At 64.7% G+C, this 21,751-nt stretch carries 24 protein-coding genes and 2 pseudogenes; 22 read left to right on the forward strand and 4 right to left on the reverse strand.

The window, feature by feature from the left end; all coding sequences use genetic code 11:
• Window positions 1-4: 4 nt before the first annotated feature.
• The gene (locus tag RSPPHO_RS08530; protein ID WP_014414861.1) at window positions 5-904 is read right to left on the reverse strand and encodes a LysR substrate-binding domain-containing protein; all 900 of its coding nucleotides are present in this window, start codon (window positions 902-904) and stop codon (window positions 5-7) included.
• A gap of 169 nt (window positions 905-1,073) precedes the next feature.
• Here RSPPHO_RS08530 and RSPPHO_RS08535 point away from each other — a divergent pair, with 169 nt between their 5' ends.
• The 4 genes and pseudogenes from RSPPHO_RS08535 to RSPPHO_RS19840 form a co-directional block, all read left to right on the forward strand.
• Window positions 1,074-1,619: a hypothetical protein gene (locus tag RSPPHO_RS08535; protein ID WP_014414862.1), complete on the forward strand. Its 546-nt coding sequence runs from the start codon at window positions 1,074-1,076 to the stop codon at window positions 1,617-1,619.
• A 6-nt stretch (window positions 1,620-1,625) separates the two neighbouring features.
• Window positions 1,626-1,952: a hypothetical protein gene (locus tag RSPPHO_RS08540; RefSeq protein WP_041794786.1), complete on the forward strand. Its 327-nt coding sequence runs from the start codon at window positions 1,626-1,628 to the stop codon at window positions 1,950-1,952.
• Between the two features lie 21 nt (window positions 1,953-1,973).
• Window positions 1,974-2,813 (forward strand): MBL fold metallo-hydrolase, encoded by an 840-nt coding sequence (locus RSPPHO_RS08545; RefSeq protein ID WP_014414863.1) that lies wholly within the window; start codon window positions 1,974-1,976, stop codon window positions 2,811-2,813.
• Between the two features lie 54 nt (window positions 2,814-2,867).
• A pseudogene (locus tag RSPPHO_RS19840) lies at window positions 2,868-3,034 on the forward strand (DUF3363 domain-containing protein); the annotation flags it as partial.
• Between the two features lie 2 nt (window positions 3,035-3,036).
• Here RSPPHO_RS19840 and RSPPHO_RS08550 read toward each other — a convergent pair.
• Entirely contained in the window at window positions 3,037-3,948 is a 912-nt protein-coding gene (locus tag RSPPHO_RS08550; RefSeq protein WP_014414864.1) for a LysR family transcriptional regulator, read from the reverse strand.
• A 91-nt stretch (window positions 3,949-4,039) separates the two neighbouring features.
• Between RSPPHO_RS08550 and RSPPHO_RS08555 the strand changes: the two genes are divergently transcribed.
• The 3 genes from RSPPHO_RS08555 (at window position 4,040) to RSPPHO_RS18870 (ending at window position 7,397) form a co-directional block, all read left to right on the forward strand.
• Complete coding sequence (locus RSPPHO_RS08555) at window positions 4,040-5,098, forward strand: TIGR03571 family LLM class oxidoreductase (RefSeq protein WP_014414865.1); 1,059 nt, start codon at window positions 4,040-4,042, stop codon at window positions 5,096-5,098.
• Window position 5,099: 1 nt separating this feature from the next.
• Window positions 5,100-6,317 (forward strand): MFS transporter, encoded by a 1,218-nt coding sequence (locus RSPPHO_RS08560; protein WP_242390614.1) that lies wholly within the window; start codon window positions 5,100-5,102, stop codon window positions 6,315-6,317.
• A 102-nt stretch (window positions 6,318-6,419) separates the two neighbouring features.
• Window positions 6,420-7,397, forward strand: a complete 978-nt coding sequence (locus tag RSPPHO_RS18870; protein ID WP_014414867.1) for a LysR family transcriptional regulator — start codon at window positions 6,420-6,422, stop codon at window positions 7,395-7,397.
• On the opposite strand, the gene RSPPHO_RS08575 is transcribed toward RSPPHO_RS18870, so the two are convergent.
• Window positions 7,380-7,583 (reverse strand): helix-turn-helix domain-containing protein, encoded by a 204-nt coding sequence (locus RSPPHO_RS08575; RefSeq protein ID WP_242390615.1) that lies wholly within the window; start codon window positions 7,581-7,583, stop codon window positions 7,380-7,382. The genes RSPPHO_RS18870 and RSPPHO_RS08575 overlap by 18 nt on opposite strands.
• A 223-nt stretch (window positions 7,584-7,806) precedes the next feature.
• Here RSPPHO_RS08575 and RSPPHO_RS08580 point away from each other — a divergent pair, with 223 nt between their 5' ends.
• From RSPPHO_RS08580 to RSPPHO_RS08595, 4 genes are all read left to right on the forward strand, one after another.
• Window positions 7,807-8,115 (forward strand): DUF2285 domain-containing protein, encoded by a 309-nt coding sequence (locus RSPPHO_RS08580; protein WP_041794791.1) that lies wholly within the window; start codon window positions 7,807-7,809, stop codon window positions 8,113-8,115.
• Entirely contained in the window at window positions 8,115-8,561 is a 447-nt protein-coding gene (locus RSPPHO_RS08585) for a hypothetical protein (protein WP_014414869.1), read from the forward strand. Before RSPPHO_RS08580 ends, RSPPHO_RS08585 begins: the two co-directional genes overlap by 1 nt.
• Before the next feature lie 141 nt (window positions 8,562-8,702).
• Entirely contained in the window at window positions 8,703-10,694 is a 1,992-nt protein-coding gene (locus RSPPHO_RS08590) for a conjugal transfer protein TraG (RefSeq protein ID WP_041794793.1), read from the forward strand.
• 12 nt (window positions 10,695-10,706) lie between these two features.
• Window positions 10,707-11,156: a ribbon-helix-helix domain-containing protein gene (locus RSPPHO_RS08595; protein ID WP_014414871.1), complete on the forward strand. Its 450-nt coding sequence runs from the start codon at window positions 10,707-10,709 to the stop codon at window positions 11,154-11,156.
• A gap of 56 nt (window positions 11,157-11,212) precedes the next feature.
• Here the strand turns inward: RSPPHO_RS08595 and RSPPHO_RS18875 are convergent, their stop codons facing one another.
• Window positions 11,213-11,605 carry a VOC family protein gene (locus tag RSPPHO_RS18875; RefSeq protein WP_081581693.1) on the reverse strand — a complete coding sequence of 131 codons (393 nt, stop codon included), beginning with the start codon at window positions 11,603-11,605 and terminating at the stop codon, window positions 11,213-11,215.
• A gap of 291 nt (window positions 11,606-11,896) precedes the next feature.
• Between RSPPHO_RS18875 and trbB the strand changes: the two genes are divergently transcribed.
• The 11 genes and pseudogenes from trbB to RSPPHO_RS08650 all read left to right on the forward strand — a co-directional run bounded on the left by trbB (window position 11,897) and on the right by RSPPHO_RS08650 (window position 21,673).
• The gene (gene trbB / locus RSPPHO_RS08600) at window positions 11,897-12,913 is read left to right on the forward strand and encodes a P-type conjugative transfer ATPase TrbB (protein ID WP_014414872.1); all 1,017 of its coding nucleotides are present in this window, start codon (window positions 11,897-11,899) and stop codon (window positions 12,911-12,913) included.
• A 29-nt stretch (window positions 12,914-12,942) separates the two neighbouring features.
• Window positions 12,943-13,242 carry a TrbC/VirB2 family type IV secretion system protein gene (locus RSPPHO_RS08605; protein WP_479687247.1) on the forward strand — a complete coding sequence of 100 codons (300 nt, stop codon included), beginning with the start codon at window positions 12,943-12,945 and terminating at the stop codon, window positions 13,240-13,242.
• 8 nt (window positions 13,243-13,250) lie between these two features.
• On the forward strand, window positions 13,251-13,523 hold the full coding sequence (locus RSPPHO_RS08610) for a VirB3 family type IV secretion system protein (protein WP_479687246.1): 273 nt from the start codon (window positions 13,251-13,253) through the stop codon (window positions 13,521-13,523).
• A gap of 13 nt (window positions 13,524-13,536) precedes the next feature.
• The gene (gene trbE, locus RSPPHO_RS08615) at window positions 13,537-15,975 is read left to right on the forward strand and encodes a conjugal transfer protein TrbE (RefSeq protein WP_041794799.1); all 2,439 of its coding nucleotides are present in this window, start codon (window positions 13,537-13,539) and stop codon (window positions 15,973-15,975) included.
• A complete protein-coding gene (gene trbJ, locus RSPPHO_RS08620) occupies window positions 15,972-16,745 on the forward strand; it encodes a P-type conjugative transfer protein TrbJ (protein WP_014414876.1) in 774 nt (257 codons plus the stop codon). Before trbE ends, trbJ begins: the two co-directional genes overlap by 4 nt.
• A 16-nt stretch (window positions 16,746-16,761) precedes the next feature.
• A complete protein-coding gene (trbK-alt, locus tag RSPPHO_RS08625; RefSeq protein ID WP_014414877.1) occupies window positions 16,762-17,124 on the forward strand; it encodes a putative entry exclusion protein TrbK-alt in 363 nt (120 codons plus the stop codon).
• Window positions 17,125-17,273: 149 nt separating this feature from the next.
• Window positions 17,274-18,440, forward strand: a pseudogene (gene trbL / locus RSPPHO_RS08630) (P-type conjugative transfer protein TrbL).
• The gene (gene trbF / locus RSPPHO_RS08635) at window positions 18,440-19,123 is read left to right on the forward strand and encodes a conjugal transfer protein TrbF (protein ID WP_041794800.1); all 684 of its coding nucleotides are present in this window, start codon (window positions 18,440-18,442) and stop codon (window positions 19,121-19,123) included. Before trbL ends, trbF begins: the two are co-directional and overlap by 1 nt.
• Complete coding sequence (gene trbG, locus RSPPHO_RS08640; protein ID WP_014414881.1) at window positions 19,120-20,196, forward strand: P-type conjugative transfer protein TrbG; 1,077 nt, start codon at window positions 19,120-19,122, stop codon at window positions 20,194-20,196. The genes trbF and trbG overlap by 4 nt, the downstream gene beginning before the upstream one ends.
• Window positions 20,193-21,434 (forward strand): TraB/TrbI/VirB10 family type IV secretion system protein, encoded by a 1,242-nt coding sequence (locus RSPPHO_RS08645; RefSeq protein ID WP_041794803.1) that lies wholly within the window; start codon window positions 20,193-20,195, stop codon window positions 21,432-21,434. Before trbG ends, RSPPHO_RS08645 begins: the two co-directional genes overlap by 4 nt.
• Window positions 21,431-21,673 (forward strand): DUF2274 domain-containing protein, encoded by a 243-nt coding sequence (locus RSPPHO_RS08650; protein ID WP_014414883.1) that lies wholly within the window; start codon window positions 21,431-21,433, stop codon window positions 21,671-21,673. Before RSPPHO_RS08645 ends, RSPPHO_RS08650 begins: the two co-directional genes overlap by 4 nt.
• The last annotated feature ends 78 nt before the right edge of the window (window positions 21,674-21,751 follow it).

A 21,751-nucleotide genomic window follows, 5' to 3' on the forward strand; every position in this document is an offset into this window, starting at 1 on the left:
GCCTTCAAAGCGTTGGATTTGACGATCGCGCCTCCTCGAGGAGCCAGTTCGCGAATACCTGTATCGGACCTTCACTCAACCGGATCGGCTCCGGCAGGATGAGGCAGAAGGTCTTGGAGATCGACTCCCCATCAGGCCAAGGCGCGACCAAGCGACCTTCCGCCAGTACGCTTTCGATATAGAGGCGTGGCACGAGCGCAACGCCGAGACCGGCCAGCGCGGCTTCGATCTGCATGGAGTGAAGATCGTAACGGGCACCGACCGCAGGATGGGTCAGCACGACGCCGGCCTCTTCGGCATAACGATGCCAGGCGTCCGGGTTCTGCCGGCGATGGAGCCGCGGCAGCGCATCGAGGGCTGTGGCAGGGTCTCGGCCCCTGATCAGCGCCGGATGGCAGACCGGAACTAGCACCTCATGCAGCAAGCGGTGCGTCCGCATTCCCGTCCAGGCAGGATGCTCGAAATGGATGGCGGCGTCGAAACCGCTGCCGGTGAGAACGAATGGCTCCATCCGTTCCGCAAGATGCAGGGTGATATGCGGATGCCGCTCCTGGAACGGCTTCAGACGCGGGATGAGCCAACGCGTGGCGAACGTCGGCAAGATCGCGATGTCGAGGCTCGCGCCGTCGCTGGGCTGSCCCATCAGATATTGACTGTCACGCTCCAGCCGGTCGAGTGTTTCGCGAACCTGAGCCGCATAACGCTCTCCATTCGGCAAAAGCCGGACGCGATTGCCGACTCGCTCGAACAGCGTGACGCCGAGGAACGCTTCCAGCCGACCGATCTGCCGACTGATCGCGCCTTCGGTCAGGGCCAGTTCGTCGGCCGCGCGCGCGAAGCTGCCATGACGCGCCGACGCCTCGAAGGCCATAAGCGCGGAATTGCTGGGAATCTTGCGGCGCATGACGGTTCCTGACGGGACGGTTCGGCCTTCGATCCGCCGCCACCTTGATATTAGATCACTGAAGCATGATCCATTGTCGATATATAGGCAAACATTGGCGGTCTATCATGAGCAAATATCAACGATAGACAAGACCTGAAGCTCGGCGCTTCCGGTCAAAGGTGGTGCAATGATCTATACGGTGGAATGCAGCTTTGCCGACCCGGTCAGCGAAGCGGAATGGAACGACTTTTACAGCCTGGACAAGCTGCCAGCCCTCATTTCGGTGAGCGGCTTCCACACCTCGCAGCGTTTCAAGGCGCTGAGCGGTGGCTGCCCGGTCTATCTCGCCCTACACTCGATCGACGGCCTCAACATTCTGACGGGCGAGGAATACCGCAAGAAGGGCGGCGGCAATTTCGCACGCTGGCAACAGCACATCACCGACTGGCACCGGAACCTCTATGGCGGGATCGACCGGGCACCGTGCATTGGTGAGGGCGAATATCTGGCGTTGAGCGCAACAGGCCCCGAACCTCTAATCGGGCTTGGTCTCACCCCCTATGCGATGCAGGCGGTCGCTATGGAGAAGTTCCCGGAACACCGCTGGCTCGCTAAGGTGGAGCGCGGCAACGTGCCTGACATCGAGCATCTTCCGGAAGGCGTCCATGTCTATGTGCAGATGACGGCGCAGTTGACAAGCGACGGTGACGCTGCTGCCGGGAAGGCACGGTAGATCCCGATGCCGAATGTCACGATCTATATTCCCGCGGACAGGATGCCGCCGGACGAAGCCCTTGCAGACCTCACGGAGCAATGCACAGAACTTTGCACCGGCGTTCTCCGGGCCGCATTGGCGAACGTGCATATTGTCTACGTCGCTGTCCGTCATGGCCGGGGGCACCCGGCCTTCGCGGAAATCCAATATCGCCTTGAGCCCTTTCGGACGCCGCCGGTCATGGAGCGGTTCATGGAGGGGTTGGACAACGCCTTAACGCGCAACGCTGGCCTCACCGCGCGCATTCGTTGCTTTGGCTATGAAGCGTCGAGCATTCACGCGCGAAATTGAGCGGATGCCTGGAGAAAACCAATGTCTAGTCTCGCCTTTCCCAGCCAACAAATCGGTGACTTCACCATCACCGCCGTCAGCGATGGCTATCTCCACGCCAGTTTCGATTTCCTCGCGAATATCGACCCGGCCGATGCCGCCCGTATGCAGGAGAATGCGGGGATGACGGATCATACCTCGATCCATATCAACTGCTACCTGGTGCGCAGCGGCGGTCGCACGATCCTGATCGACGCAGGAGCAGGCGGTTTCAAGCAGTGGGGCGGTCGATTAACCGCCAATCTGCTGCTCGCGGGCATCGATCCTTCGGAGATCGACGCGATCCTGTTGACGCATGCCCATCCCGATCATGTCGGGGGGCTGATGGACGCTTCAGGCGAAGCCGTCTTCCCGAACGCCGAGCTTGTCGCCCACCATCGGGAGGTCGAGTTCTGGCAGGATGACGGCAATCTGAGCCGCGCGCCCGAACGCGCCCGTGGCAACTTCCTCGTGGCGCGTCAGGCCTTCGACGGCTATGGCGACCGGCTGCGCACCTTCAATGCCGGTGAGGTGCTTCCCAGCATCACAGCAATGCCGCTTCCGGGGCATACCGCCGGACACACCGGCTATCGGCTCGATTCAGGGGACAAGAGCCTGCTGGTCTGGGGCGACATCGTTCATTTCCCGCAAATCCAGGTTCCGCGCCCGGAGGTGTCGATCGCGTTCGATCAGGATGCGCACCTCGCCGCCGACAAGCGGTCGAGGCTTCTGGATTTGGTCGCTTCGGAGCGAATAAGGATCGCCGGGATGCATCTTGGAGAGCTAGGTTTCGCGCGCATTGAGCGAAAAACGTCAGCTTACAGTGTCGTATATCAGGAATGAGTGCGCGCCGCCGTCCGCCGGGGCCATGGCAGCTTTGCAAGAACACGCGCGAACGTGCGGCTATCGAGCGGCAAATTCACGATCGTCGAAGAGTTCCAGAAGTTCACGCTTGTCCCGTGGAGGCCGGTCATCGACCGTCAGCCGGGCGCGAGGCCGCGGGCATCATGCAGGGCGTATCGGTGTCGTGGCATATGGGGCGGCAGCGGGGATTGGGCATTTAAGCTTATGCCTTCGAACCGACCGCCATATGCTCGGCGAGGAAATCGACGAACGCACGGATACGTGCAGCAAGATGCTCATGGCCGACATAGACAGCGCTAACGGGCTCGATGTCGCCGGGATTGAAGTCCTCAAGCACCGTCACTAGCGAACCCGCCTCGATATCCGGCTCGATATGATATCGGGCCAACCGGGCCAGCCCCATGCCTGCGAGAGCAAGCCTTCGGACGGTTTCGCCATTGTTGACCCGCATCCGCCCGCGAAGCGGGGCGTAGATCATTGTATCGTCTTCACGTTGGCGGAACGGCCATTCGTGCATCGAGCGCCGGAAGTTGAAGCCGATACACTGATGCTGGGCGATGTCGGCCGGCGTTCGCAGTGGCGGAGCGCTTTCCAGATAAGACGGAGCGGCGACGACGGCATAACGGCTTTCCAATAGCTTTCGGGCTTTGAGACCGGAATCTTGTAGCGGGCCGACGCGGATCGCCACATCGGTGCGGTTCTCGATCAGATCGACCATGCCGTCATCGAGCGAAAGGTCGATTTCGATCTCCGGGAAGCGGGCGAGGAAAGCTGGCAGGAGCGGTGTTATCGCGCAGTGCGCAATCGGCACTGAGGCGTTGACCCTAAGCAGGCCGCGCGGTGTGGAGCACGATCCCGAGGTGATGCTGCGCTCCGTATCGTCAATCTCGGCCAGCACATTGCGGGCGCGCCGCAGGTAGATCTCGCCTTCCTGGGTCAAACTGAGCGAGCGGGTTGAACGGATTAGCAGGTTCGTCCCAAGTCGGGCTTCAATGCGGCCAACGACTTTGCTGACAGCCGAGGGCGACAGGCCGAGCGCTCGACTTGCGCCGGCAAAGCTGCCGCGATCCACGGCCTCGACGAACACCTCCATCTCTCCGGCGCGGTTGTTCATGTCCGTTCATCCTTACTCGAGAATTGATTTCACTAGTGACGTTCCATAATAGCGGATTATCGAGTGAATCGCGAGCAGTTATGGTGCGGGAATGGATACGCACTCCCGCTCTGCAACCGCACTCGATCTGATTAATCGTCCCGGCCAACTGACGCTGGGCATCGAACTGCCGCTCGATAACGATTGGTCGCCGGAAGGCGAAGCGCGCCGCGTCGCGGACGGACGTCCGCACGGCGTGCCTGATCTCTCCCGTTACCCGGAGTTGGTCCGGCAGATCGACGCCTCAGGATTTGCCGCCATCTGGATGCGCGACGTTCCGGTGTTCGATCCGCGGAACTTCGGCGACGCGGGTTCCATCTACGATCCCTTCGTCAATCTCGGCTTCCTCGCCGGGATCACGAAGCATGTCGCGCTCGGCACGGCAGGCATCGTCCTGCCGCTTCGCCATCCCATGATGGTGGCGAAGGCGGCCGCGTCGGTCGATCGCCTGTCGTGCGGCAGGCTGATCCTAGGCCTCGCCTCAGGCGACCGTCCGGTGGAGTATCCGCTGCTCGGTCTCGACTTCGAGGGACGTGGCGAGACCTTTCGCCAGAGCCTCGCCTATATGCGCGACGCCTGGAAGGACGGCGGCTTGCCTCTTGGCGACGGACGCAAAGCCGCCGAACTCGACCTGCTGCCCAAGCCCAGCCAGCAAACCATTCCGACGATCATCGCCGGCAACGGCCAGCAATCCGACGAGTGGATCGCGTCCAATATGGATGGACGTTTTGTCTATCCGGGCGGCGTGGATCGAACGGCCGGGCAGGCCGCAGATTTCCGGCGGCTTCGGCACGCGGCTGACCTCGATCGTGGCGTATTCATCAGCGCCTTCCATCTGGATCTTGCCGATGATCCCGGCGAGTTGCCGACACCCCGCAGGTTCGGCGCGCGCATCGGCCGAAAGCCCCTCGTCGACCACCTTGAACAGCTTCGCGGTGCGGGCGTCGATCATCTGGCCGTGCTGCTGCGACCCTCCCGCCGGCCACTGCCGGAAGTGATCGACGAGCTTGCCCGAGAGGTTCTTTCCGACCTCGCCCATGGCGCGCTCCCCGCACCGTCACTCGAAAACACGACACCGGAGCGCGATGCGGCCGGCCCGAAAGGAACCTGACTTGAGCACGAACAGACTGCCCGCCCTGTTGGCGATGATGGTCGGTGGATTCGCCATCGGCACCACCGAATATGCGAGTGTAGGCGTCCTGCCACAGATCGCTGATGATTTCGGGATCAATCTGGCGCGGGCCGGGCTGGTGGTCAGCGGCTATGCGCTCGGCGTTAGCTTCGGTTCGCCGATCCTCGCGGCGCTGACCGGAAGCCTGTCGAGAAAAACGCTCATGCTGGCGGTGATGGCGCTGTTCGTCGTCGCCAATGCGGCAGCGGCGTTGAGCAAGAGTTACGAGGTTCTCATCATCGCGCGTGTCCTTTCAGCCCTGCCGCACGGCATCTTCTTCGGAGTTGGGGCAGCAATCGCCGCGAGCTTCGTTTCGGAGGAGCGGAGGGCCTCGGCGGTCGCAATGGTGTTCGCAGGTCTGTCGATCGCGGTCGCGGCCGGCGTGCCGCTAGCAACCGTCATCGGCCAACGCCTGGGCTGGCCGATGTCCTATTGGTTTGTCGCGGTGGTCGGCATTGTGTCGCTTGTTGCCCTGGCAGCGACCCTCCCTCGCAAGATAGACATCGCGCCGGCAGGAAGCCTCATCGACCAGATCAAGGTGCTGGGCAGTGGGCGGCTGCTGATCGCGTTTGGCATGAACTTCTGCGCCTGGGGCGGCACGTTCGTCGCCTTCGCCTATCTCCCCAGCATCCTCGCGGACATCACGGGCTTCAGCCCGAATGGCGTGGCCTGGATGCTGGCGCTCTACGGGGTGTCGGTGATCGCCGGCAACTTTCTCGGCGGGCGAGTATCCGACAAGGCATTGGTGCCGACGCTGGCGCTGATGCTTGGCGCGCAGGCGGCGGTTCTTCTCATTTTCACCTTCACGGCTCCGTCCATGATCGGTTCGATCCTCACGCTCGGCCTGCTCGGCGCACTCATGTTCTGCAATATTCCGGGCTTGGCGCTCTATGTCGTGCAGCTCGCCACGCGCTATCGACCCGGAAATGTAGACATCGCCTCCACCATCAACGTATCGGCCGCGAATGCCGGGATCGCGCTCGGAGCCCTCATCGGTGGAACAGTGGCCGATTCCAGCCTGGGGCTAGGCGCGACGCCGTGGGTCGGCGCCATCATGGTAAGCGTCGGCCTGCTGCTGACCTTGTGGAGTGGCTATCTCGACAAGCGCGAAGCGCACCGCAGTCGAAGTGAGGCTAGGCCAGCGGCGAACGGGGCTTAAGCCGATGCCTAGCAGGCAGGTTCCTGCTCAGATTGACGAGGGACGACCTCCGCGCGATGCGGCGTTACTCTGCGCACGCCAGCGACAAGAGGCCGTCTAGTTATGCGGCGGCTTTCCTCACTCAAAGTCGATGACGAAAGGAAGCTGCGGTTGATTGAGGCGCGCTCGCCTCTGGGTTCGCGGATTCCGTTGGCGTCATTGATGCAGATGCTGGCCGTGGCGGAGCACCTAAACTTTCGTCACGCCGCTAATGCTCTCGGCGTAAGCCAGTCCAGCATCAGCACCCGTATCAAGCTGCTGGAGCAGAATCTTGGCATCCTGCTGTTCGAACGACTGCCACGCGGCGTGCGGCTGACTGAGGCCGGCCGGCATTTCGTCGATCAGGTGGCGGTCGGCATCGATCACCTCGACCACGCGGTAAAGACCGCTGGCTTGCTCGCGCGCGGCGAACAGGGGCATCTCCGCATCAGCGCATATGCCCTGATCTCCAACGGCTTCCTCGCCGGCCTCCTGAACCGCTATCGCGAGCAACATCCTGACGTCGATATCGAGATAGCGGAGTGTCGGGTCGGTGACGCGGTGAAACAGGTGCGTGACGGACATCTGGATGTCGCCTTCGTGCTGGGCACGCCGGATATTCCGGATTGTCATTCCAGACCAATATGGACCGAACAACTTATGATCGCCTTGCCGGCGTCCCATCCACTTGCCGATTGCGATGGCGTCACTTGGGGCGACCTTTCGGCCGAGACCTTTCTGATCCGACACAGTGGGACCGGCCCACAGCTCCATGACCTTGTTCTGCTGCGGCTTGCCGAACGTTGGCCACGACCGTCTGTCCAGCGTTTCGACGTGGATCGGCTGACGCTGATATCGATGGTCGAGCAGGGCTACGGCGTGACCTTAGCTACAAAGGCAACTTCGCAAATCCGGTTTCCGGGCGTGGTGTTTCTGCCCGTCCTTGACGAGCCGGGACCCGTCGTCTTCTCCGCTGTGTGGTCTCCAAACAACCGCGCGCCCGCACTCCGTCACTTCCTTGACCTCGCCAAGAAAGCCGGTCGCTCAACCTCGCCCGTCTGATGCCTTCAGCAAATCTCCTGGCTCCACACTTAAGGCTTCGGCGATCTGGCCGAGAACGGTGACGCTGGCCGACACATCGGCGCGCTCTATCGCCCCGACATAACGGGCGCTCAGGCCCGAACGATCCGCCAAGTCCTCCTGCGTCAGTTGCTTGTCATGACGTATCCGACGCAGATTGATCGCCATGACCTCCTTGAGATCCATGACGGGAGCGGAGCCTGAATAGGAATGATCATTCCAGGAACGATAGTTCCGATTCGTCGAGTGATGTGATATTCATGGGGTCGCTTCGAGTATTGGTGACGAGGAAATGCTGACGCAACTGTATCGCCAGACACCACGCCTCTCCTACGGAAGCAAAAGTGAGGTAATCATCAGCCCGAGCCGCGGTGCCGGAAGGAGGCCGCAAATGCGCGTCAGACCAGAACTCGATCCCGACGTAGACGACCTGGCTCCCGTGGAGCCGGATGTGACCCATTATGACGAGGCGCATTTCGTCACCTATCTGCGCCTGCTGGACGCCGAAACGGACGATGCGGACTGGACCGAGGTAGCGCGGATCGTCCTGCATCGCGATCCGCTGGCAGACCAAGACCGGACCAAGGCGTGCTGGGAAAGCCATCTCGCCCGCGCGCAGTGGATGACGAAGATCGGCTATCGTCGCATCCTGGAACAGGCGGTCGAAGAGGCGCGCCTGACTCCACGCGACCGTCCGTAATGGGTGCGCCGGGACGAGAAGTCCGTCCTGTTCGCGATGAGCAATATCTCGCCTACGCCGAAGCCTACACGAAAGCAGCCAAGCTGTTGGCGGATCGAGCGGATGATGTGGATGCGGTGCGCACCCCGTTCTTTCATCTCGTCGCCCACGCCATGGAGCTGATGCTGAAAGCGGTGCTCAGCCGGCAAGGGCTTGACGAGGAAAAGCTGATGATGATGGGGCATGGCATCGAGCGCTGCCATGCCTGGGCGATCGAGGGTGGCGCAAACCGTCTGCATGACGACGAGCTCGTCGCGTTCGTGGAAGCGCTGGATCGGCCTCACGAGATGCAGGCGCTCCGTTACCCGCAACGGTTCCGCTGGACGATGCCCGAACCGACTCAGGCCGTGCGCCTGTTGAACCGACAACTTGATATCGTGAGAGCTTACCTGGCAACCGACCGCTGAACGCAGCAACGATCACTTCCGCAGACCATCCGATTTCTACCCCATGGTATCCGGCAGCGCGCTGGCTGTTCTTTTCTGTTGCCTATCTCCAAACCGCCTATTCTCTGATCGGCTCCGTCTCTTTTGCCGATTGGAGCTTTAATGTCGGGAAGCCGTGTCCTCTGGGGTCAGATCGCCATCGTCGTCGTCATCGTGCTGGCTGCGATCTGGGGCGCGACCGAGTGGACGGCGTGGCGACTCGGCTTTCAGGGGCAGCTCGGAAGCCCGTGGTTCGAAGTGGGTGGCTGGCCCGTCTACTATCCACCGCTGTTCTTCTGGTGGTGGTATTCCTACGACGCCTATGCACCCGGTATCTTCGTCGAAGGGGCGATCATCGCGGCGTCGGGCGGGTTCCTCTCCACCGCCGTCGCCATCGGCCTTTCGGTCATCCGGGCGCGCGAGGCCAAGAACGTCGCCACCTACGGTTCGGCGCGCTGGGCCTCGCCCGAGGAGGTCAAGGCGGCTGGACTGCTCGGTCCCGATGGCGTCGTGCTCGGCCGACTTGAGCGCGACTATCTCCGCCACGACGGCCCCGAGCATGTGCTGTGCTTCGCCCCGACCAGATCGGGCAAGGGCGTCGGCCTCGTCGTTCCGACGTTGCTGACCTGGCCCGGCAGCGTCATCGTCCACGACATCAAGGGTGAGAACTGGGGACTGACAGCGGGTTTTCGCGCACCCCACGGCCGCGTTCTGCTGTTCGACCCGACCGATGCGAAATCCTCCGCCTACAATCCGCTGCTGGAGGTGCGGCGCGGCGATTGGGAGGTGCGCGACGTTCAGAACATCGCCGACATCCTCGTCGATCCCGAAGGCGCGCTCGACAAGCGGAACCACTGGGAAAAGACCAGCCATTCATTGCTGGTCGGCGTGATCCTGCACGTCCTCTATGCCGAGCCCGACAAGACGCTGGCTGGCGTCGCCAATTTTCTCTCAGATCCGAAGCGACCAGTGGAGGCGACGCTGCGCGCCATGATGTCCACGCCGCATCTGGGCGAAGCCGGCGTCCATCCCGTCATCGCCTCATCGGCGCGCGAGCTGCTGAACAAATCCGACAACGAACGCTCCGGCGTGCTCTCCACCGCAATGTCCTTCCTCGGCCTCTACCGCGATCCCGTCGTGGCGAAGGTGACGGCGCGCTGCGACTGGCGCATCGCCGATCTCGTCTCAGGCAAGCGGCCGGTCAGTCTCTACCTCGTCGTGCCGCCCTCCGACATCGCTCGCACCAAGCCGCTGATCCGCCTGATCCTCAATCAGGTTGGGCGGCGACTGACCGAGGAATTGAACGCCACCAACCGCCATCGGCTGCTGCTCATGCTCGACGAGTTTCCGGCGCTGGGCCGGCTCGACTTCTTCGAGTCCGCGCTGGCCTTCATGGCCGGCTACGGCATCAAGAGTTTCCTGATCGCGCAGAGCCTCAATCAGATCGAGAAGGCCTATGGCGCGAACAATTCGGTCCTCGACAACTGCCATGTCCGTGTCGCCTTCGCCACCAATGACGAGCGCACCGCCAAGCGCGTGTCGGACTCGCTCGGCACCGCGACCGAGATGCGCGATTCCACCAACTATGCCGGCCATCGGCTGTCGCCCTGGCTCGGCCATCTCATGGTGTCGCGGCAGGAGACGGCCCGACCGCTGCTCACCCCCGGCGAAGTGATGCAGCTTCCGCCGACCGACGAACTATTGCTGGTCGCGGGCGTGCCGCCGATCCGGGCGAAGAAGGCGCGCTACTACGAGGATGCCCGCTTCAAGGAGCGGTTGCTGCCACCGCCCGACCTGTCCGCCCAGCCCAAGGCGCCGAAAGCGCCATCGAGCGACGACTGGTCTGCGCTGACGATCCTGACGCCCATTGCACCATCAGCACCGCCGACACCTGACGCCACTGCCACCGACCCCGCCAATGCCGGCATCCGCCGCGAGCCGGAATTGCCCGAACACGAGGAGATCGTCCCCGACGCCCGTCCGGTGGCCGGCGAGTTCGACGTGCTCGACGACGAACCGGACGTGGACGCCGCCAAATCCCGCACCATGCGCCAGCAGGTTACGTCCGTCGCGCGTCAGGCGACGATGGACCCGGCCGACGGCATCGACCTGTAAGGAGCCGCCGCCATGCAGACCAAGGCCCGCATGAATGTCTATTTCGAGCCGGACCTGTTGAAGAAGGTCGAGGCGCTGGCGCTCCGCCGCAACGTGTCCAAGTCGGCGGTGATCGAAGCCGCCGTGGCGTCCTTCCTGTCGGCCGATGCCTCCGAACGGCTGGAGGCGGTTTTCGCCCGCCGCATGGACAAGCTGGGGCGACAGCTCGACGGCCTGGACGAGGATCTCGACATCCTCGGCGAGACGCTGTCGCTGTTCATCCGCTTCTGGCTGACGGTGACCCCGCCGCTGCCCGACAGCGCCCAGGCATCGGCGCGAGCGAAGGGTGTGGAGCGCTTCGACGGATTTATTCAATCGCTCGGGCGGCGGTTGGCGACGGGCGATCGGTTCCTGAAGGAACTGTCGAGAGATATGCCGGGTGAGCCGATACCTGACGGGACAACTGGTCGGAGCAACGACTAGACGGGCAATTGCGAGCTTAAATCTGCCACTAGTATTTAGTCCCACCTCAGATGAACTCATGGAGCGTCATAGCAAACAAAGGCGAGCTTGTTTCCGTCTGGATCGCGTACATACGCGCCATAGAAGCCATCACCATACTGTGGGCGTCGTCCCGGAGCACCTTCGCACACTCCCCCATTTTTCAGAGCCAGCCCATGAAGTTGGTCAATGATTTCCGCTGCACACAAGAATGCCGTCATGGTGCCATTTCCAACGTTGGCCTCACCGCCATCGTATGGATATCCAACAAAAAAACGAGGAAACGTCTCGTTGTCGGACTTGCCCCACGACGCGGAACGTTCGTCGCGCCAGCATTGATCTAATCCCATTTCCGTGAATATCGGATCATAGAATGTCAATGCGCGCGATAGATCGGTCGTGCCGACCATCGTGTAGCCAATTCCGTTCATTCGATACTCTCCATCAGGCTCAATATATACGATTGAAATTTACGGAAACCTGTTCCGAACCTCAACGTCTGGTTTTTCGCTTGTAGCCGGCGGACGACTCGCTTCACGGCACAGCCTATGCACATCTCTCAATGACTACCTGCCGCTCTCAACAGTCCATCCTATTTGCCGCCGTTCGCCGCCGATCACCGCACGCACTTAGATACTTGTTGAATCAGCCAAACTTCCGGCTCTTTTAATCATCCCCGTCGGGGAAACGTCTGTGTCGTCCCCGGCGAGATCGGGGATGGAATGGCGGGATCGCACCAGAATTCGGAGAGTTTGACGCGAGGCGCGCGGATGCTGCGCACCGCGCTCGGCCCCGCCATCGCGCGCTTTCTGGAAGACCCCGCCGTCGTCGAGGTGATGCTCAACCCGGACGGGCGGCTTTGGATCGATCGGCTGTCGGAGGGGCTGTCCGACACCGGCGAGCGTCTGTCGCCTGCCGATGGCGAACGGATCGTCCGCCTAGTCGCGCATCATGTCGGTGCAGAAATCCATGCCGGTTCGCCGCGCGTCTCCGCCGAACTGCCCGAGACCGGCGAACGGTTCGAAGGCCTGTTGCCCCCGGTCGTGGCCGCACCGACCTTCGCGATCCGCAAGCCCGCCGTCGCCGTCTTCACGCTCGACGATTACGTGTCCGCCGGGATCATGTCGGCGCAACAGGCCGAAGCGTTGCGCGCGGCCGTGGAGTCCCGTGCCAACATCCTCGTCGCGGGCGGCACGTCCACCGGCAAGACCACGCTGACCAATGCGCTGCTGGCGGAGGTCGCCAAGGGTTCGGATCGCGTCGTCATCATCGAAGACACGCGCGAGCTGCAATGCGCGGCGCCCAATCTTGTCGCGATGCGCACCAAGGATGGCGTCGCCTCGCTCTCCGATCTTGTCCGCTCCAGTTTGCGCCTGCGCCCCGATCGCATCCCGATCGGCGAGGTGCGCGGACCCGAGGCGCTCGACCTCCTGAAGGCTTGGGGGACCGGCCATCCCGGCGGCGTGGGCACCATCCATGCCGGCAGCGCCATCGGCGCGATCCGCCGCCTCGAACAGCTCATTCAGGAAGCCGTTGTCAACGTGCCGCGCGCGCTGATCACCGAGACCATCGATCTCGTCGCGGTGCTCGCCGGGCGCGGCGCGCAGCGCCGGCTTGTCGAACTCGCCCGCGTCGAAGGCCTCGGCCCTGACGGCGAGTACCGCGTCGCGCCGGCCGTCAACGACGGCGGCGACATCCAGCCCGTCCTCAATCTTGAACCCAAAGGATATCTCCGATGATCCGCATCCTCTCGCGCGGTTGCCACACCATGGCGAGCGCGGCCCTTGCCGTTTCCGTCAGCATGATGCTGGCGCCCGCCGCCCATGCCTCCGGCTCGTCGATGCCGTGGGAAGCGCCGCTGCAATCCATCCTCCAGTCGATCGAAGGGCCGGTCGCCAAGATCATCGCCGTCATCGTCATCATCTCGACCGGCTTGGCGCTGGCCTTCGGCGACACGTCGGGCGGCTTCCGCCGTCTGATCCAGATCGTCTTCGGCCTGTCGATCGCGTTCGCCGCATCGAGCTTCTTCCTGTCGTTCTTCTCGTTCGGCGGCGGGGCGCTCGTCTGATGGCGGGTATGGCCGACCATGCCGGAGACGTGCCGGGCTATGCCGTGCCGGTCCACCGGGCGCTGACCGAGCATATCCTGCTCGGCGGCGCGCCGCGTGGCCTCGCCATCCTCAACGGCACGCTGGCGGCGGCGCTGGGCCTTGGCCTGCGCCTCTGGCTGGTCGGCCTCGTGATCTGGGCCATCGGCCACCTCGCGGCCGTTTGGGCGGCAAAGCGCGATCCGATGTTCGTCGATGTGGTGCGCCGCCATCTGCGCATCCCCGGCCATCTCGGCGTGTGAGGAGGCCGATCCCATGATGAACCTCGCAGAATATCGCCGCACCGCCACCCGTCTCGCCGACTTCCTGCCCTGGGTAGCGCTGGGCGGCTCCGGCGTCGTCCTCAACAAGGATGGTAGCTTCCAGCGCACCGCGCGCTTCCGTGGCCCCGATCTCGACAGCGCCGTGCCCGCCGAACTGGTCGCCGTCGCCGGGCGATTGAACAACGCCTTCCGCCGCCTCGGATCGGGCTGGGCGATCTTCGTGGAAGCGCAGCGCCATGAGGCCGCGTCCTATCCGGCAAGCCTGTTTCCCGATGCGGCGTCCGCGCTGGTCGATGCCGAGCGCAAGGCCGATTTCGAGGAAGCGGCCTCGCACTACGAGTCCAGCTATTTCCTGACCTTGACCTATCTCCCACCGGCCGAGGACGCGGCACGCGCCGAGACCTGGCTCTATGAGGGCCGCGATCGGTCCGGCGTCGATGGGCGCGAGACGCTCAACGTCTTCGTCGATCGCACCGACCGCGTCCTGCAACTGGTCGAAGGCTTCATGCCGGAATGCGTCTGGCTCGATGACGCCGAAACGCTGACCTATCTGCATTCGACTGTCTCGACCCAGCGGCACCGCGTCCGCGTGCCGGAGACGCCGATATATCTCGATGCGCTCGTCGCCGATCAGCCGCTGACCGGCGGGCTGGAGCCGCGCCTCGGATCGGCGCATCTTCGCGTGCTGACCATCGTCGGCTTCCCGACCGCGACCACGCCCGGCCTGCTCGACGAGCTGAACCGGCTGGCGTTCTCGTATCGCTGGTCCACCCGCGCCATCCTGCTCGACAAGACCGACGCCACCAGGCTGCTGACCAAGATCCGGCGGCAATGGTTCGCCAAGCGGAAGAGCATCGCCGCCATCCTCAAGGAGGTGATGACCAACGAGGCGTCCGCCCTCGTGGACACGGACGCATCGAACAAGGCGGCCGACGCCGACATGGCGCTTCAGGAACTCGGCGCGGACTATGCCGGTCTCGCCTACGTCACCGCGACGGTGACGGTGTGGGACGACGATCCCCGTATCGCCGAGGAGAAGCTGCGGCTGGTCGAGAAGGTTATCCAGGGCCGCGACTTCACCGCGATGGCCGAGACCATCAACGCGGCGGACGCATGGCTCGGCAGCTTGCCGGGCCACGTCTACGCCAATGTCCGGCAGCCGCCGATTTCGACTTTGAACCTCGCCCACATGATCCCGCTTTCGGCGGTGTGGGCGGGTCCGGAACGGGACGAGCATTTTGCAGCGCCCCCACTGCTCTTCGGCAAGACCGAAGGCTCGACCCCGTTCCGGTTATCCCTTCACGTCGGCGACGTCGGGCATACGCTCGTCGTCGGCCCGACCGGCGCCGGCAAATCCGTGCTGCTGGCGCTCATGGCGCTCCAGTTTCGGCGCTACCGCGATGCCCAAGTCTTCGCCTTCGACTTCGGCGGCAGTATTCGTGCCGCCGCATTGGCGATGGGCGGCGACTGGCACGATCTCGGCGGCGGCCTGTCTGACGGGTCGGAAGAGAGCGTGTCGCTCCAGCCGCTCGCCCGCATCGACGACGTGCCAGAGCGCGCCTGGGCCGCCGACTGGGTCGTGGCGATCCTGACCCGTGAAGGCGTCGCCATCACGCCCGAGGTCAAGGAATACATCTGGACGGCGCTGACCTCGCTCGCCAGCGCGCCGGTCGGCGAACGTACCATCACGGGCCTCGCGGTCCTGCTCCAGTCCAACGACCTGAAGCAGGCGCTCCGGCCTTATTGCGTCGGCGGCGCGCATGGCCGGCTGCTCGACGCCGAGGCCGAATATCTCGGCTCCGCCAGCGTTCAGGCCTTCGAGACCGAGGGGCTGATCGGCACCGAGGCCGCGCCGGCTGTGCTGGCCTATCTGTTCCACCGCATCGGCGACCGGCTCGACGGCTCGCCGACGCTCATCATCATCGACGAAGGCTGGCTGGCGCTCGACGACGAGGGGTTCGCCGGCCAGCTCCGCGAATGGCTGAAGACCCTGCGCAAGAAGAATGCCTCCGTCATCTTCGCCACCCAAAGCCTGTCGGACATCGACGGCAGTTCAATCGCGCCCGCCATTATCGAGAGCTGCCAGACCCGGCTTCTGCTCCCCAACGAACGGGCGATCGAGCCGCAGATCACCGCCATCTATCGCCGCTTCGGCCTCAACGACCGCCAGATCGAGATCCTCGCGCGGGCCACGCCCAAGCGCGACTATTACTGCCAGTCGCGACGCGGCAACCGGCTGTTCGAGCTGGGCCTGTCCGACGTGGCGCTGGCGCTCTGCGCCGCCTCGTCGAAGACCGACCAGACCACCATCGCCCGGATCGTCACTGACAATGGCCGTGACGGCTTCCTCGCCGCCTGGCTGCGCCATCGCGGCGTCGCCTGGGCCGCCGATCTCATCCCCGACCTCACCAACCTGGAGATTCCGTCATGACTTCTCGTCGTTCCGTCGGCCGCCGCTTCGCTGCGGTCCTGCTCGTCGCGCCCATTGCCCTATCGCCGATCGCGGTGACGACACCCGCCCACGCCCAGTTCGGCCGCATCGTGTTCGATCCATCCAACTACGCCCAGAACATCCTGACGGCGGCGCGCACGCTCCAGTCGGTCAACCAACAGATCACCCAGCTTCAGAACGAAGCCCAGATGCTGATGAACCAGGCGCGCAATCTGGCGAGCCTGCCATATTCGTCGCTCCAGCAATTGCAGCAGTCGGTGCAGCGCACCCAGCAACTGCTCAATCAGGCGCAGAACATCGCCTTCGACGTCCAGCAGATCGACCGCGCCTTCCAGCAGCAATACGGCAATGTCTCGATGTCCGCCTCCGACCAGCAACTGGTCACGGACGCCCGCTTACGCTGGCAGAACACCGTCGGCGGCTTGCAGGACGCGATGAAGGTGCAGGCCGGCGTCGTCGGCAACATCGACACCAATCGCGCGCAGATGTCGGCGTTGGTCGGATCGAGCCAGTCCGCGACCGGCGCGCTTCAGGCGACCCAGGCCGGCAACCAGCTTCTGGCGCTTCAGGCCCAGCAACTAGCCGATCTGACCGCCGTCGTCGCCGCCAACGGCCGGGCGCAGGCGCTGACCGAAGCCGAGCGCGCCGCGGCGGCCGAACAGGGCCGCGAGCAGCGCCGCCGCTTCCTGACGCCGGGCACGGGCTACCAGCCCGGCAACGCGCAGATGTTCAACAACGGCAACAACTGACCGGGGGAGACGCGCCATGGACGGCAAGCCCCTCGCGCGCCTCGGCGCGGTCATCTTCGTCGCGATCGCCGTGACCGCCACGGCGATCGAGATGACCCGCCAGGACGAGCCGCCGGCGAACTCGGCTACGTCTATGGTCGCGCCGTCCGCTCCCGATCCGCTGCGCGTGGGACAGCGCCGGTGCCAGCGCCTCGGAGAGGCCGGCGCGCGTGACGCCGAGTGCCTGCGCGTGTGGGCCGAGAGCCGCGACCGCTTCCTCGGTCTCGATCGGAAACAGCCGCCGACGGCCCCGCAGGCCGCGTCGCCCGCAACCCCGAATGACGATCCCATCACCAAACAGACCGCGCCGGTAGAGCCGAGCATGGCCGGGGAGCGCTGACGATGGGCGGCACCGGCGTCATCGACCAGTTCCTGGCCGTCTTCACCCGCTACATCGATAGCGGCTTCGGCCTGCTCTCGGGCGAGGTCGCCTTCATCGCCACCACGCTGATCGTCATCGATGTGACGCTGGCCGCGCTGTTCTGGTCGATGGGCGGCGACGAAGACATCATCGGCCGCCTCATCAAGAAGACCCTGTTCGTCGGGGTGTTCGCCTACATCATCGGCAACTGGAACAACCTCGCCCGGATCGTCTTCGAGAGCTTCGCCGGTCTCGGCCTGAAGGCCAGCGGCACGGGGTTCACGACCGCCGATCTCCTTCGTCCCGGCAAGGTGGCGCAGGTCGGCCTCGATGCCGGGCGACCGCTGCTCGAATCGATCTCAGGCCTGATGGGCTGGATCTCGTTCTTCGAGAACTTCATCCAGATCGCCTGCCTATTGTTTGCCTAGGCGCTGGTGCTGCTCGCCTTCTTCATCCTCGCCATCCAGCTCTTCGTCACCCTGATCGAGTTCAAGCTGACGACGCTCGCCGGCTTCGTGCTCATCCCGTTCGGCCTGTTCGGCAAGTCCGCCTTCATGGCTGAACGGGTGCTGGGCAACGTCATCTCGTCCGGCATCAAGGTGCTGGTGCTCGCGGTCATCATCGGCATTGGCTCGACGCTGTTAAGCCAGTTCACCGCCGGATTCGGCGGCACGGCGCCGACGATCGACGACGCCATGGCGATCGTGCTCGCCGCGCTGTCGCTGCTGGGCCTCGGCATCTTCGGTCCCGGCATCGCCAACGGCCTCGTCTCCGGCGGGCCGCAGCTCGGCGCGGGCGCGGCGATCGGCACGGGTCTGGCGGCAGGCGGCATGGTCGCCGCCGGAGGTGCTGCGATCGGCGCCGTCGCGTCCGGCGGTGTGGCTCTCGCCGGCGGCGCTGCCGCTGCCGCCCGAGGCGGGGCGACGCTGGCAGGCGGTGCGACCGCCGCCTATCGCGCGGGCGGCGCATCGGGCGTCGCCAGCACCGGCGCGTCCAAGGCCGGGGCCGCCATCGCCAGCCCGTTCAAGCGCGCCGCAGCGTCCATGAAGGACAGCTTTCAGGCCGGGGAACGGTCCGTCAGCGGCGAGACCGCATCGGCCGCGCCGAACGAGAGCGCCGACGCGCCGTCCGCTTCGTCGTCGTCCGCCAGCGCTGACGGGCCGCCCGCATGGGCCAAGCGCATGAAGCGCGGCCAGCAGGCCTCCCACGGCATCCAGGCCGCCGCCCACGCCGTCAAATCCGGCGACAGCCATGGCGGCGGCTCCTCCATCAACCTCTCCGAAAGCGACCGCTGATGTTCAAACGACCTTCCACCCATTACGGCAAGGCGCCGCAACCCGAGACCCCATACCAACGCGCCGCCCAGGTCTGGGACGACCGCATCGGCTCGGCCCGCGTTCAGGCGAAGAATTGGCGGCTGATGGCCTTCGGCTCGCTGATCCTGTCGGCCGGGCTCTCCGGCGCGCTGGTCTGGCAATCGGCTAACGGCTCGATCGTGCCGTGGGTGGTGCAGGTCGACAGACTCGGCCAGGCGCAGGCGATTGCGCCAGCCGTCGCCGATTATCGCCCGACCGATCCGCAGATCGCTTGGCATCTGGCGCGCTTCATCGAACAGGTCCGCTCGATCCCGGCCGACGCCATCATCGTCCGGCAGAACTGGCTGCGCGCCTATGAGTTCACGACGGATCGCGGGGCGATGGCGCTCAACGACTATGCCCGCGTCAACGACCCCTTCACCAAGGTCGGCAAGCAACAGATCGCCGTCGATGTCTCGTCTGTCATCCGGGCGTCCCCCGATAGCTTCCGCGTCGCCTGGGTCGAGCGCCGCTATCAGGATGGCAGCCTCGCAGAGACCTCGCGCTGGACCGCCATCCTCACCATCGCCGTCGCGCCACCTCGCGACGCCGAAAAGCTCCGGGCCAATCCGCTCGGAATCTACGTCAACGCCATCAACTGGTCGAAGGAGCTTGGACAATGATCCGGCCGTCTCAACTGACCGCCGGACATCCGGCGAACCGTATTCCCGCCATGCCGCCGATGCGCAAAGCCGGAAAGGCGTCTCTCCGTAAAGTCGGACTTGCGGTTCTGCTGCTCTCCGCAACGGCGCTCGCCGGTTGCGCCACAACGCAAAAGCCGCCCGAGATTTCTTACGACGATGCCGCGCCCGCCGTGCAGACGGTCGATCCGCCTTCGCCCGTCACCGTCGTCGAGCTTCCGCGCCCACTGCCGTTGCCCGGCCAGATGAAGCCGGTGGAAGAGTCCCGTCGCGCGCCGGAGCCGACCGATCCCGCCGCCCGCGTCAATCAAGCCAATGCCGCCGCGCGCATCCAGCCTGTCCGCGACGGCTTCATCAACGCCATGCAGGTCTATCCCTACACCGGCGGCGCGCTCTATCAGGTCTACACCGCCGTTGGCCAGATCACCGACATCGCGCTTCAGCCGGGCGAAACCCTCGTCGGCTCCGGCCCGGTCGCCGCCGGCGACACGGTGCGCTGGATCATCGGCGACACGCTGAGCGGCTCCGGCGCGACCCAGCAGGTGCATATCCTGGTGAAGCCGACGCGGCCCGAGCTGATGACCAATCTCGTCATCAACACCAACCTGCGCACCTATCACATGGAGCTGCGTTCGACCGAACGCACCTACATGGCGTCCGTCTCCTGGCAGTATCCGCAGGACCAGCTCATCGCGCTACGCCGGCAGAACCAGCAGGCGGAGGCCGCGCAGCCGGTCGCCTCCGGCGTCGATCTCGCCAACGTCAACTTCCGCTATGCGATCGAGGGCGACCACGCGCCGTGGCGGCCGTTGCGCGCTTTCGACGACGGGCGGCAGGTGTTCATCGAATTCCCGCGTGGCATCGCGCAGGGCGAGATGCCCCCGCTGTTCGTCGTCGGTCCCGAGGGCAACACGTCCGAACTGGTGAACTACCGGGTTCGCGGCCGTCACATGATCGTCGATCGGCTGCTCGCCGCCGCCGAACTGCGTTTCGGCACGGGCGACAACCAGCGCCGGGTCCGCATCACCCGCACGGACGGGAGGCCGGCATCGTGAGCGACATCGATCCCGACAAGAAGCCGATGCCGGAGCCGGATGACGATGACGCCAAACCGCTGACCGGCGAACCCGTCGCTCCGATGCGGCTGCGCGCCGAACCGCCGCGTGTTACCCGGCTATCGCGCAAGGTGCTGATCGGTCTCGGCCTAGTCGCCAGCACCGGGATTGGCGGCGCGCTGATCTATGCGCTCCAGACCCGTGATGGCGGCGGCGGAAATGCCGAACTCTATTCGACGGAGAACCGCGCGACCGCCGATGGGCTCAATGGTCTGCCGCGCGACTATACCGGCCCGATCCTCGGACCCGCTTTGCCCGGGGATCTCGGCCGCCCGATCCTCGACGCCCAGAACCGCGGCCAGCCCGTGCCCACGCCGGGCATTGCCACACCCGCCGCGACTTCGCCGGGTCTCAGCGCCGAAGAGCAGCGCCGGCTTCAGGAGATCGAAGCAGCGCGAACCGGCAAGCTGTTCGCTTCGACCGAGACGCGGACTACCGCGCCGTCCGCCACCACGACCGCCAACGCCACGCCGCCAATGCCGGATCTGACCAGCCTGGGCCTCGCGCCACAACCGGCAACGCCCACCGCGCAGGACCGCCAGCTCGCCTTCCTCAATCAGGCAGCCGACAGGCGCACCGTCGCGACGGATCGCGTCGCCGCGCCGGCATCGCCGAACATTCTTCAGGCCGGCGCGGTCATTCCGGCCGCGCTCATCACTGGCATCCGCTCCGATCTGCCCGGACAGATCACCGCTCAGGTCACGGAGAATATTCACGACAGCCCGACCGGTCGCATCCTGCTCGTGCCGCAGGGCACCCGGCTGATCGGCCAATACGACAACGGCGTCGGCTTCGGGCAGCGCCGGGTGCTGCTGGTCTGGAACCGGCTCATCCTGCCCAACGGCCGCTCGATCGTGCTGGAGCGCCAGCCGGGTGCGGACGCCGAAGGCTATGCGGGGCTGGAGGATGGCGTCGATTATCATTGGGGAGAACTGTTCAAGGCGGCAGCCCTTTCGACGCTGCTCAGCATCGGCGCCAACACCGGATCGTCCAGCGATGAGAGCGATCTGCTCAGCGCCATCCGCGACGGCGCTTCCGACAGCATCGGCCAGACCGGCCGGCAGATCGTCCAGCGCCAGCTCAACATCGCCCCGACGCTGACCATCCGGCCGGGATTCCCCGTCCGCGTCATCGTCACCCGCGATCTCGTGCTCGAACCCTATGGAGCCACGCCATGACCAAGCTGAAGCTCGGCCCGATCATCGACGACAAGCCGGTAAAGGTGACAGTGGAGCTGCCCGCCGATCTGCATCGCGATCTCGCCGCCTATGCCGAGGTTCTCGGCCGGGAGAACGGCCATCCGCCGACCGATCCCGTCCGCCTCATCGTACCAATGCTGGAGCGGTTCATCGCCACCGATCGGGCGTTCGCCAAAGCGAAGCGCGGCACGGCGGCGAGCGGGGGCAGGTCATCATGATGACGACGCCTTCCGATCTTCGCCGGACCGATCGCGGAATACGATCGACATATCGCAACGCGCCGTCTTCACAGTTCG

Origin of the sequence: Pararhodospirillum photometricum DSM 122 (assembly GCF_000284415.1) — a bacterium.
Taxonomy (GTDB): domain Bacteria; phylum Pseudomonadota; class Alphaproteobacteria; order Rhodospirillales; family Rhodospirillaceae; genus Pararhodospirillum; species Pararhodospirillum photometricum.

Bases quoted from the DNA above. Each gene is read 5' to 3' on its own strand.
- trbE (WP_041794799.1), top strand. From the start codon at position 13,537: ATGATGAACCTCGCAGAATATCGCCGCACCGCCACCCGTCTCGCCGAC.
- trbJ (WP_014414876.1), top strand. From the start codon at position 15,972: ATGACTTCTCGTCGTTCCGTCGGCCGCCGCTTCGCTGCGGTCCTGCTC.
- RSPPHO_RS08590 (WP_041794793.1), top strand. From the start codon at position 8,703: ATGTCGGGAAGCCGTGTCCTCTGGGGTCAGATCGCCATCGTCGTCGTC.
- RSPPHO_RS08650 (WP_014414883.1), top strand. From the start codon at position 21,431: ATGACCAAGCTGAAGCTCGGCCCGATCATCGACGACAAGCCGGTAAAG.
- RSPPHO_RS08580 (WP_041794791.1), top strand. From the start codon at position 7,807: ATGCGCGTCAGACCAGAACTCGATCCCGACGTAGACGACCTGGCTCCC.
- RSPPHO_RS08585 (WP_014414869.1), top strand. From the start codon at position 8,115: ATGGGTGCGCCGGGACGAGAAGTCCGTCCTGTTCGCGATGAGCAATAT.
- RSPPHO_RS08535 (WP_014414862.1), top strand. From the start codon at position 1,074: ATGATCTATACGGTGGAATGCAGCTTTGCCGACCCGGTCAGCGAAGCG.
- RSPPHO_RS08610 (WP_479687246.1), top strand. From the start codon at position 13,251: ATGGCCGACCATGCCGGAGACGTGCCGGGCTATGCCGTGCCGGTCCAC.
- trbG (WP_014414881.1), top strand. From the start codon at position 19,120: ATGATCCGGCCGTCTCAACTGACCGCCGGACATCCGGCGAACCGTATT.
- RSPPHO_RS08575 (WP_242390615.1), bottom strand. From the start codon at position 7,583: ATGGCGATCAATCTGCGTCGGATACGTCATGACAAGCAACTGACGCAG.
- RSPPHO_RS18870 (WP_014414867.1), top strand. From the start codon at position 6,420: ATGCGGCGGCTTTCCTCACTCAAAGTCGATGACGAAAGGAAGCTGCGG.
- trbF (WP_041794800.1), top strand. From the start codon at position 18,440: ATGTTCAAACGACCTTCCACCCATTACGGCAAGGCGCCGCAACCCGAG.
- RSPPHO_RS08550 (WP_014414864.1), bottom strand. From the start codon at position 3,948: ATGAACAACCGCGCCGGAGAGATGGAGGTGTTCGTCGAGGCCGTGGAT.
- RSPPHO_RS08540 (WP_041794786.1), top strand. From the start codon at position 1,626: ATGCCGAATGTCACGATCTATATTCCCGCGGACAGGATGCCGCCGGAC.
- RSPPHO_RS08555 (WP_014414865.1), top strand. From the start codon at position 4,040: ATGGATACGCACTCCCGCTCTGCAACCGCACTCGATCTGATTAATCGT.
- RSPPHO_RS08595 (WP_014414871.1), top strand. From the start codon at position 10,707: ATGCAGACCAAGGCCCGCATGAATGTCTATTTCGAGCCGGACCTGTTG.
- RSPPHO_RS08605 (WP_479687247.1), top strand. From the start codon at position 12,943: ATGGCGAGCGCGGCCCTTGCCGTTTCCGTCAGCATGATGCTGGCGCCC.
- trbB (WP_014414872.1), top strand. From the start codon at position 11,897: ATGGCGGGATCGCACCAGAATTCGGAGAGTTTGACGCGAGGCGCGCGG.
- trbK-alt (WP_014414877.1), top strand. From the start codon at position 16,762: ATGGACGGCAAGCCCCTCGCGCGCCTCGGCGCGGTCATCTTCGTCGCG.
- RSPPHO_RS18875 (WP_081581693.1), bottom strand. From the start codon at position 11,605: ATGAACGGAATTGGCTACACGATGGTCGGCACGACCGATCTATCGCGC.
- RSPPHO_RS08545 (WP_014414863.1), top strand. From the start codon at position 1,974: ATGTCTAGTCTCGCCTTTCCCAGCCAACAAATCGGTGACTTCACCATC.